This window comes from Streptomyces vulcanius (assembly GCF_042653945.1).
Lineage (GTDB): Bacteria > Actinomycetota > Actinomycetes > Streptomycetales > Streptomycetaceae > Streptomyces > Streptomyces mangrovi.
In genome coordinates, this window is sequence record NZ_JBHSFK010000090.1 from 1 (window position 1) to 8640 (window position 8640).

Annotated in this window: 10 protein-coding genes and 1 pseudogene; 5 read left to right on the top strand and 6 right to left on the bottom strand. The window is 66.9% G+C overall.

The features are described from left to right. Positions 1-114: pseudogene (locus tag ACFPIH_RS55745) on the top strand (IS5/IS1182 family transposase); the annotation flags it as partial. Between the two features lie 9 nt (positions 115-123). On the opposite strand, the gene ACFPIH_RS55750 reads toward ACFPIH_RS55745, so the two are convergent. After that, the gene (locus ACFPIH_RS55750) at positions 124-261 is read right to left on the bottom strand and encodes a hypothetical protein (protein ID WP_381187863.1); all 138 of its coding nucleotides are present in this window, start codon (positions 259-261) and stop codon (positions 124-126) included. A gap of 400 nt (positions 262-661) precedes the next feature. On the opposite strand from ACFPIH_RS55750, the gene ACFPIH_RS55755 reads away from it, so the two are divergent. Continuing rightward, positions 662-1192 carry an Imm21 family immunity protein gene (locus tag ACFPIH_RS55755; protein ID WP_381187884.1) on the top strand — a complete coding sequence of 177 codons (531 nt, stop codon included), beginning with the start codon at positions 662-664 and terminating at the stop codon, positions 1190-1192. Positions 1193-1222: 30 nt separating this feature from the next. Here ACFPIH_RS55755 and ACFPIH_RS55760 read toward each other — a convergent pair whose 3' ends face one another. After that, positions 1223-2068, bottom strand: a complete 846-nt coding sequence (locus ACFPIH_RS55760) for a tyrosine-type recombinase/integrase (protein WP_381187865.1) — start codon at positions 2066-2068, stop codon at positions 1223-1225. 927 nt (positions 2069-2995) lie between these two features. Further along, complete coding sequence (locus tag ACFPIH_RS55765; RefSeq protein ID WP_381187868.1) at positions 2996-4018, bottom strand: tyrosine-type recombinase/integrase; 1023 nt, start codon at positions 4016-4018, stop codon at positions 2996-2998. Between the two features lie 91 nt (positions 4019-4109). On the opposite strand from ACFPIH_RS55765, the gene ACFPIH_RS55770 reads away from it, so the two are divergent. Both ACFPIH_RS55770 and ACFPIH_RS55775 read left to right on the top strand, forming a co-directional pair. Beyond that, positions 4110-4799, top strand: a complete 690-nt coding sequence (locus ACFPIH_RS55770; RefSeq protein ID WP_381187871.1) for a hypothetical protein — start codon at positions 4110-4112, stop codon at positions 4797-4799. 112 nt (positions 4800-4911) lie between these two features. After that, entirely contained in the window at positions 4912-5667 is a 756-nt protein-coding gene (locus ACFPIH_RS55775) for a class I SAM-dependent methyltransferase (protein WP_381187887.1), read from the top strand. A gap of 74 nt (positions 5668-5741) precedes the next feature. Here ACFPIH_RS55775 and ACFPIH_RS55780 read toward each other — a convergent pair whose 3' ends face one another. Beyond that, entirely contained in the window at positions 5742-6065 is a 324-nt protein-coding gene (locus ACFPIH_RS55780; protein WP_095749789.1) for a hypothetical protein, read from the bottom strand. 160 nt (positions 6066-6225) lie between these two features. Between ACFPIH_RS55780 and ACFPIH_RS55785 the strand changes: the two genes are divergently transcribed. Beyond that, positions 6226-6789: a hypothetical protein gene (locus tag ACFPIH_RS55785; protein ID WP_381187875.1), complete on the top strand. Its 564-nt coding sequence runs from the start codon at positions 6226-6228 to the stop codon at positions 6787-6789. Here ACFPIH_RS55785 and ACFPIH_RS55790 read toward each other — a convergent pair. Next, positions 6775-7854 (bottom strand): pentapeptide repeat-containing protein, encoded by a 1080-nt coding sequence (locus tag ACFPIH_RS55790; protein ID WP_381187878.1) that lies wholly within the window; start codon positions 7852-7854, stop codon positions 6775-6777. The genes ACFPIH_RS55785 and ACFPIH_RS55790 overlap by 15 nt on opposite strands. A 291-nt stretch (positions 7855-8145) precedes the next feature. Continuing rightward, positions 8146-8355 carry a hypothetical protein gene (locus ACFPIH_RS55795; RefSeq protein WP_381187881.1) on the bottom strand — a complete coding sequence of 70 codons (210 nt, stop codon included), beginning with the start codon at positions 8353-8355 and terminating at the stop codon, positions 8146-8148. Between the last annotated feature and the right edge of the window lie 285 nt (positions 8356-8640).

An 8640-nucleotide genomic window follows, 5' to 3' on the forward strand; every position in this document is an offset into this window, starting at 1 on the left:
TTCAACCGCCTCAAGGGCTTTCGTGGCATCGCCACCAGATACGACAAGACCGCCACCTCTTACGAGGCAGCGGTCAGTCTCGCGTCATTCCTGCTCTGGGCAAGATCCGTTTGAAGACGGACCCTAGCGGCCGGTCTCGAACGTCTCGACGGGCAACGGCTTCAACGACGGCCGTTCGACGGCGAACAGCTCGCCGATCGTGCGGGGACGGGTCCCGATCCGCCGGGCCTCGTCGGCCAGATCCCACTCGTCGATCAGCATGTTCAGCGGCGCCAGCGAGTCGATCTCGGGGACGGGAACGAAGTGGTTGCGGCGAAACCAGCCGATCTGGCCCTCGACGCCGCCTTTCTCGTGGGCGCCCTCGATTCCCGGCGTGCAGTAGAACGGCTCGATGCCGTAGTGGGACCGAAATGCGGTCCACCGGTCGGTCTCGACCCCGGCGCCGCGTGAAGCCGAGCACCGACGCGACCGCGGCCTTCAGGTTGTCATACCGGATCTTGCCGAACGGCACGCCTCCTAATATGCGGGTCTCGACGTCAAGTCACGGGTCGTGCTGATCAGCTCGAAGCTCGTTGTCAGTGGCCGCGGGGATACTGGCGTCGTGAAGACGTCCTCCTCCACCGCCAGCTCAGCCGAGCCGTCCCCCGTCTGGGTCGAATCGATGGGTGGCCCACTGATAGCAGTGCCGGTTTCCGCATTGGCCGGGTGGCATGGTTGCACAGAGTCGGGGATGGTCGTCGGCGACGGGAACGTTCGGGACGACTATGACCGCGCCTGCGAGGTAGAGGGTCTGGCCGCGGTGATTGCCGTCGGCGAGGAGGGCGCCCAAGGACTTGTCTTGGCGGACGAGCCCGCCAGCAGCTGCTATCTGCCGGAACACCAAGCGTTCGTCCGCTGGCTGGGCGCCAACTGCGAGGCCGATCTGATCGCCGCGGCCAAGACGGTGCTTGCTGACCCCACAACCGCGTGGGAGGAATGCGGTGTCTGGGAGACGGATGGCCCGGCCGTGCTCATGGACTCCGTGACAGCCGGGACCGAGCTGGGCGTCGAGTACCCGGCCGGCGGTGGCCTGCCGGAGCAAGCGCCCGTCCCGATTCGGCCCGGCCGCTGGGCAGTCCGCGCCGTCTATGCCTCGCCGATCGAGGCGACCTCGGTCGGGGTGATCCATCTTCTGCCCTGGCCGCCGCACTGACCGAGCTGCATCGTCAGTGTGTGGAGGAGCTCAGGAAGCTTCTCCGTTTAGTCGGCTGAGCAGTCCATCGAAGATCTGCTCGCGGGCGACCTGCCCTTTGGCCGCCGCGTCGTCCCGCTGACGTTCGAGCGTGGGCCGGAACTCGATCGTGGTGACGAAGAACGTGCAGGACTCACAGATCGATTCGAAGTGGCAGTCCATCTCCACGGGGCGTGCGCAATAGCCGTTGCCGAGCATCCGGCGGTGCATCTCCCGGCGGAGCTTGGCCATCTCCGTGCCCTCGGCGTCGGCCGGCAGCTGGCGCGGGGCATCGTAGAGTGCCTCGACCTTCTCCGAGACAGCGAAGTATTCGTCGGCGACGGTCCGGTCGGCGATCCGGGCGTAGACACGCATCATGGACAGCGACTTGTGGCCCAGGAGTGAGGCGATGGCCTCCAGGGACATACCCCGGTTGATCGCCTGAGTGGCCAGATTATGGCGGAGCTGGTGCGGGGTGACCCGGCCCAGTCCGGCCCGCTCGGCGGCCTTGCGGACCGCTGCTTCGATGCGGGAGGCATTGACCGGGCGGGCGTGGTCGGTGAACAACGGGTTCGAGCGCAGGCCCTCAGGCCGGTGCAGCAACCAGTCGTCCAGCAGCGTCTTCAGCTGCGGGTGCAAGGGCACGTAGCGGTCGATGTGCATCTTGCCGACCGGGACGCGGAGCCAGTAGGCGGAGCCGATCTGCACGACCGCGTCGATGGTGAGGCCGAGCATCTCGCTGCGGCGCATCCCGGTGCGGGCGAGGATTTCGATGGCCAGCCGGGCGAACGGATCGGGGTCTTGGCGGGCGGCGGCCAGCAGCTTGGCGGCCGCCGCGTCGTCGAGGAAGCGGGGCATCGTCGGCGTCCCACTCGTCTAGGCGGCGGAAGAAGCCGCGGAGTTTGCCGAGGCGGTCGCGGACGGTGTGCCGGTGCAGCGGGCCCCCGCGTGCGGCCGGCCGCTCCAGCAGCCACTGGCGGTAGCGTTCGACGTGCCGTCGCTTGAGCTCGGCGACGCAGGTGACGTCTGTGTCTTCCGCGGCGACCAGCAGGGCGAACTCCCGCAGCGTCAGCTCGGCGTTCTTCACGGTGCCCGGCCGCATCGTTCCGGAGATCTGCTGCAGGTAGTGGTGCATGGTGTCCGCCATCCCGGCCGGGACACAGGCCCACTCCCGGGCCCGGATGTCGGCGCGGTCCGGTGAACGTCGCCGTGGGAGCTGATCGCTCAACTCGCAGTGGAACAGGGTCGCTTCCAGGTTGAACAGGGCAGTCGACAGGGCCTTGACGCCCCGGTTGGGGATGCGCCGAGCGGCCTCCAGCAGCAGGCGGCGTCCCTCGTCCCAGTCGCTCTGCCGCAGCTCGTGGGGCTGTCTGCCGAACAGTGCGACGAAGTGGGCCAGCAGATTGAACTGGGTCATGGCCACCGTGTCGCGAAAGCCGAGCGTGCGGGCGGTCTCCATGAACCTCAGGTGCAGTTCCGGCTCCGTGCGGGCGAGCACGATGCCCAGTCGCGGGCGCCGGGCGACCAGGTAGTCCGCCCCGGGCTGCATCCGTCCAGTGACCGAGAGCCAGCTGATGAACCGGTGGGTCTCATGGTTGAAGCAGAGCTGATGTTCCAGCGGCAGGCGACAGAAGTCGCTCAGGTCGGGGACCGCGGCGAGCAGAGCACGAGCTCCCCAGCGGACCTTGTGATCGGTGTTCATGCCCTGCGCGGCCCGGTGAGCGAGATAGAACTCGACCAGGTCCGGGCGCACGATCGGCAGGGCCGCGGCGCGGGCCCGGCGCATCAGGACTCCACCCGGTCGGCATCGATGGCGGCACTTGCCTCGAGGTACTGCTCAACGAGCCAAGCGTTGGCCAGGTGGATGTAGATCCGGGTCGATTCGATGGAGCGGTGCCCTGCCTGGGCCTGTACCGCTTCCAGGGCCATGCCTGCCTCCCGCAGCCGGGTCAGGCAGGTATGCCGCAGCTGGTGGCAGGTCAGCCGCGGCAGCCCGGTCCGTTTCCGGACGCCGTCGAGGATCTCGTCCAAGCCGTCGGCGGACAGCGGTCGGCCCCGGGTCGGACCGCGCAACACCACGAACAGCCGGTCGTGCTCGACTGGCGGACGCTCACGGTCCAGGTAGTCGCCGACCGCGCCGAAGAACTGCGCGGAGACGGGTATCAGGCGCTGGTGTCCGCCCTTGCCCTCGCTGATGAAGAGCCGACGCTCACCCGGTGAGAGGTCGCCCAGGCGCAGACCGAGGACTTCGCAGCGGCGCAGTCCGCCGAGCAGCATCGCCAGGACCATGGCCCGGTCCCGGGCGGTGTTCGGCGCGCCGAGGACCGATTCGACCTCGCCCGGTCCGAGGACGCGCGGGAGGGTGCGGGGCGTGCGCAGCAACGGTGCCCCGCGGTTGACGCTGCGACGGCGGTTGGCCATCCCCGTCGGCACCGGGTTGCGTTCGATGGCGAGGTCGTCGCGGGTCATCAGGTAGCCGAACAGCCCGGAGATGCTGGCCAGCCTGCGCTTGATGGTCCGTGCCGAGAGCCCGGCTTCACCGTCCTCGAGCCGGACGACCTTCGGCCCTCGCCGCGGTTTCTTCTGTGCGGTGATGAATGCAAAGATGTCCGCGGTGACGATGTCGGTCGGCTCCTTGGGCACCACCGAGAAGAAGACCTTGAGGTCGTAGGCGGTGGCCAGCAAGGTGTTCGGCCGGCAGCGTGCCGCCACGAACTCCAGATAGTCGTCGACCAGGGCGTGCCCCAGCGATGCCGCAGGGTTCCCCACGGCATCGACACGTCGTTCCAACTGCGGCTGCCAGGCCATCCGAGCTCCTCGACGGGAGCGACCATCCTGGCCGGGAACGCGAGATCGCGGAAGAGTTGTCACCCACATAACCGCCCAGCGTCCGCAGCGCGTGAACGTGCCCCTCGAAGAATGCCTCCTGACCGCCGGAGGCGAACACCCGGTGCACCGCCTTCCCGGAGAACGACAACCGCAGGCAGAACAAATGGCACTTCACCAGCTCGCCCCGCAAACGGACCGCGACCTCGCCGAAGTCGACCTCGGCTTCGGCGCCGGCCAGGTGCGACTGCTCGATGAACACCTGCGCCGGGCCACGGCCGGCCTCGACCCGAATCTCCGGCTTCCGCTTGGCGACGTAGGCGCGCACGACCTGGTAGGACACGTCGTCCATCGCGTGCTCGTTGATCAACCGGCGATAGATCCGGACCACCGTGTGACGCTGCTTCCTCGGCGCATCCAGATCAGCCAGCAGCATCTGGTCGATCACCGGCTTGAACGGATCCAGCTTGGAACGGCGAGGCGCGTACGGTTCCCGAGGTTGCGGCCACGCCGAACTCAGCGCCTTCTGAACAGTCCGCCAGCCCACCCGGTACTTGCGCTCCAGCGCCCGGCTCGACATGCCCTCGCGAGCGTCACGCCGCAGCGCGGCATACAACTCGACCTTCGACTGACCAGGCGGCATCGGCGGTGCTCCTTCACTGAGCACATTTACCTTGCCACCGCAACCCCGCGAGTGACACTACTTCTCACGAACAACTTCCCAGCTCACCAGCCGGTGACATCCACTCAGACGGACAACTGACAACCCACAAACACCGTCAGAGCCATCCTTGCGAAAACCATTGGTGCCCGGCTTGCTCCGCTGATGGACTGACGTCCTACCGTGAGTCTGCCGCGTGACGGAGGTAGTGGTTGTGACAGGCTATGACGTGCTTGCCGAGGTGTACGAATGGCTCATCTCGGATGCAAAGTTGCCTCCAGCCGAGTTCGCTGCGTCGTTCGACGACGTCCTCAATCTCCTGCCGTCGAACGCTCACGTCCTCGACTGTTCGTGCGGAACCGGACAGTTGGCGGTTGGCCTCGCCGGTCGTGGCATGCAGGTTGTCGCAACTGACGCCAGCGAGGCGATGGTTCGTCGGACTGCAGAGTTGTCTGAGGAGTTCGGGGCATCCGTCCGGGCCGTACGGGCGAACTGGGAAGAGTTGCCCGACCATTTCCAGGACAACACGTTCGACATGGTGTTCTGCGTTGGCAACTCGCTTCACCATGCCGCGGGCGCGACAGGCAGGGGTGCTGCTCTGGAGTCGATGTCACGGCTTCTGCGCCCCGGCGGGCGCTTGGTACTCACATCCCGCACTTGGGAACTCGTGAGGGCCAGAGGTTCCCGGCTGGAGATCAGTGACCGACTCGTCCGCCGGAACGGTCGCGATGCCGTCGTGGTCTACCGCTGGGAGATTGCGCCGCATTGGGAGGAGGAGCACCACATCGAGATTGCGATCGCGCAAGTTGATGCGACCGGGTTGGTTCTTGTCCGCTCGGAACTGCTGTCCTGCTGGCCCCACCGGTACGAGGAACTCGAAGTCGAGCTGCACCGGGTCGGACTCCAAACGGAACTGAGCACGTTCGATCTTGAGGCCGAGAACTACATGGTGGTCGCGAGCAAGGTATAAACACCGGACTCTCAGTCCCTGGCCGGACCGCGCGGTTGCTCGCAGGGCGCTTGCGCCCTCTCATCGGTGCGGGTTCAAGTGGTCAACGCAACGCCTCGGACGAGGAGTGCTCGTCGATCAGACGGCGGTAGATCCGGGGTGACGGTGTGGCGCTGTTTCCTGGTCGCGTCCAGATCAATGAGCAGGATCTCGTCGATCAGCAGCGTGAACGGATCCAGCTTCGACGGCCGCGCCGAAGCGGTTGTCGTGCGTGGCTGCGGCCAAGCCGAGGTCAGAGCCTTGTTGACCGTGCTCCAGGTGACGCCGTACTTGCACTGCAACGCCCGGTTCGACATGCCATCGCGGGAGTCGCGCCGCAGCGCGGCGTACAACTCGACCTTCGACTGGCCAGGCGGCATCGGGGGTGCTCCTTTACTGAGCACATCCAGCTTGACACCGCAACCCCGATGGTGACGTCAGAATTCGCGAACATCTTTCTGGGCCATCACCTGGTGCCGTCAGCTTTCACGAACAACTGACGTCACCAACTACCGACAGAACCAGTCCGCCAACATCCCGGTGTCCTGGGACTACGTGGACGAGAAGGTGGTGGACGACTTCGTCACCCGCTACGGGCTGGTGCCGAGGGACGAGACCGCGCGGGCCGCTGACTCACAGGCCCGGTGGTCGCTGGAGGCGGACGGGCGCACGACGATCCAGCTTCTGAGTGACGACAGCGCCGCCCGCATCATTTTCCCCACGGACCCTCGTATCCACCAGTGGACGGCAATGGCCCGCGTCGGCGGCGGCAGTGTCTCGCTGATCGTGGCCCTCGGTCTGCCCGACACCGAGCTGGTGACCATCGGCCGTCACCTCGGGCCGTACGGCGGCCCGTACTGGTACATCAGCGTCGGCTGCACCCCGCTCTGGCGCCCGATCACGCCGCCGGGCGGCCACGGGCCGCGGTATCCCCCGCTTCCTGGCCGCGCCGGTCGGTGCCGCGGAAGCGGGGGTCCGGGGGTCGGCGAAGGCCAATGCAGTTGCCTTACGACCGGGCCACCTGAGCACCGGAGCTACTGGGTCGCTTCTCCCTGGCGGACTCCCGGCTCCGGGTCCCGGCCAAGGCCGTTAAGGGCGGAGTGATGGCGGCAAGCCTCGTACACCGTCGAGCTTGGCCCCAGTCAGATTCACGCCGGCGAGCTTGGCGCCTCGCAGATCTGCGTCGACAAGGGTTGCTTCAGTGAGGTCCACGCCACGCAGGTCCGCGTTCGTCAGGTCTGCCCCTGTGAGGTCCGCCTTCGCCAGGTTGCCGTTTTTGTCGATATACCAGCCGAACTCGCTTGCCAGCGCCTCCTGGTCCACGTTGCTCAGTCGCGCACCGTGCAGGTTCGCCTTGGTGAGGGACGCGCCTCTCAGATTCGCTCCAATGAGAGCGGCGTTGCTCAGGTTTGCGCCATCCAGGAATGCATCGGTGAGATTCGCCGTCAGGAGGGTTGCCTTGGTCAGATTGACGGCCAAGTCCAGCTCAGCTTCGTGAAGTTCCGCGTAATTGAGATCCGCCCTCGTCAGGTTGGCGTGCCAGATCGTTGCGCGCGTCAGGTCCACCTCCTCCATCGAGGCGTCGGACAGGTCCACGTGGTCGAATCTTGCTGCTGCCAGGTTCGATTGATAGAAGCCGGCATTTCGCAGGTCCACGCAATAGAACGTCGAGTGCCGGAGATCCGCTCCGTTGAAGATGGCAGCACGGAACGCTGCACGGCTTTTGGGTGTTTGGCCCCGCCCAAACACCTCGGCTCCGCGGAGATCCGTGCGCCTGAGGTCCAGCCCGGCCTGCTTGTCATGGTCGGCCGATCGATCGGCCAGCACACTCAGAACGGCCTCTACATCAGTAGATGGCCTGACCGGGGATTCCAGGCTCTCCTCAATGCCCTCTTGCTCCTTGACGAAGCCACTGACCAGCACCCGGGCGTGCCGGCGCGCATACGCCGACAGCACCGAGACGATCGCGGGGTGGTCGCGTGCGGAGTCCAGCATGATGCGCTGCAGGGCGTAAATCCCGCCCAGGCGCACATCCTCGGAGTTCGAGCCGAGATTGTTGATCGCGGCAGTGAAGCGGTTGGTGATCTGGCCCTGCTGAGCGATCCGCAGCTCAGTCCGCGACTGGTCCACCGACAGCCATGTGAACAAGAGTGCGACCAGTGCAGTCAAGCCCGGCAAGGCTGCTACCAACAAGCCCATCCGCTCCGCCCGGCCCGTGCCGCCGTCGCCGCGCCGCGCCGACCAGGCTCGCGGCCTCTGCGCCGCCCTTGCCTGTCGGTCCGGCGATGTGCAATCCGCCTCAGACGTCCGGTGCCAAGGTTGCTCATCACCCCTCCATGACATCCGACAGGGCCGACTGCTGTCCGACGCCACGCTGCTGAGGGCAGGGAGCACGTCAGGTACGACAAGCTGCCGGTAAGAACCCTGCCAGGAGCCGCAAACGACGGCGATAGTGCCTTGTCAGTCGGAATTCCGGAGGGCTCGCAGCACCAGGGGGCGGGACATCGCGCCGTGGACTCGCTGTGCCAGTTCGTTGGCGCTGGCGCCGGTCTTCTCCTGCTCGGCGCGCAGAGCGACGCCGAGCAGGACGCGGGCCTCGGCGACCTTGCTCAGCGCCTCCAGGACGACGTCGACGGCCTCGGAGACGGTGGGCGGCGGTCCGGTGGTCAACGCGTTGACCGCTTCGGCGGCACGCCCCGTCTCGTCGGGACTCTGGTCCGGCTCACCCTCGGGGTGGTCAACGGATTGACCAGTTGCGGCGGGTGCACCCGGGGCCGTCGCTGGTGGCCCCCTCATCAAAGGCGGCCTGGCTCCCGACCGCGTCGGGAAGCTGCCGGCCGCTCGGCGGGGGCATCGCCGGGAGGGGCGTGGGTGTCGGTCACGGAGGCCGTGAGGAGTGCCATGAGGTCGGCCGGACGCGCGGGCGTCGCGCTGCGCGGGGGAGTGGTGAGGTCG

Coding starts and splice junctions, on each gene's coding strand:
- ACFPIH_RS55750 (WP_381187863.1), bottom strand. CDS start 261: ATGCTGATCGACGAGTGGGATCTGGCCGACGAGGCCCGGCGGATCGGG.
- ACFPIH_RS55755 (WP_381187884.1), top strand. CDS start 662: ATGGGTGGCCCACTGATAGCAGTGCCGGTTTCCGCATTGGCCGGGTGG.
- ACFPIH_RS55760 (WP_381187865.1), bottom strand. CDS start 2,068: ATGCCCCGCTTCCTCGACGACGCGGCGGCCGCCAAGCTGCTGGCCGCC.
- ACFPIH_RS55765 (WP_381187868.1), bottom strand. CDS start 4,018: ATGGCCTGGCAGCCGCAGTTGGAACGACGTGTCGATGCCGTGGGGAAC.
- ACFPIH_RS55780 (WP_095749789.1), bottom strand. CDS start 6,065: ATGCCGCCTGGCCAGTCGAAGGTCGAGTTGTACGCCGCGCTGCGGCGC.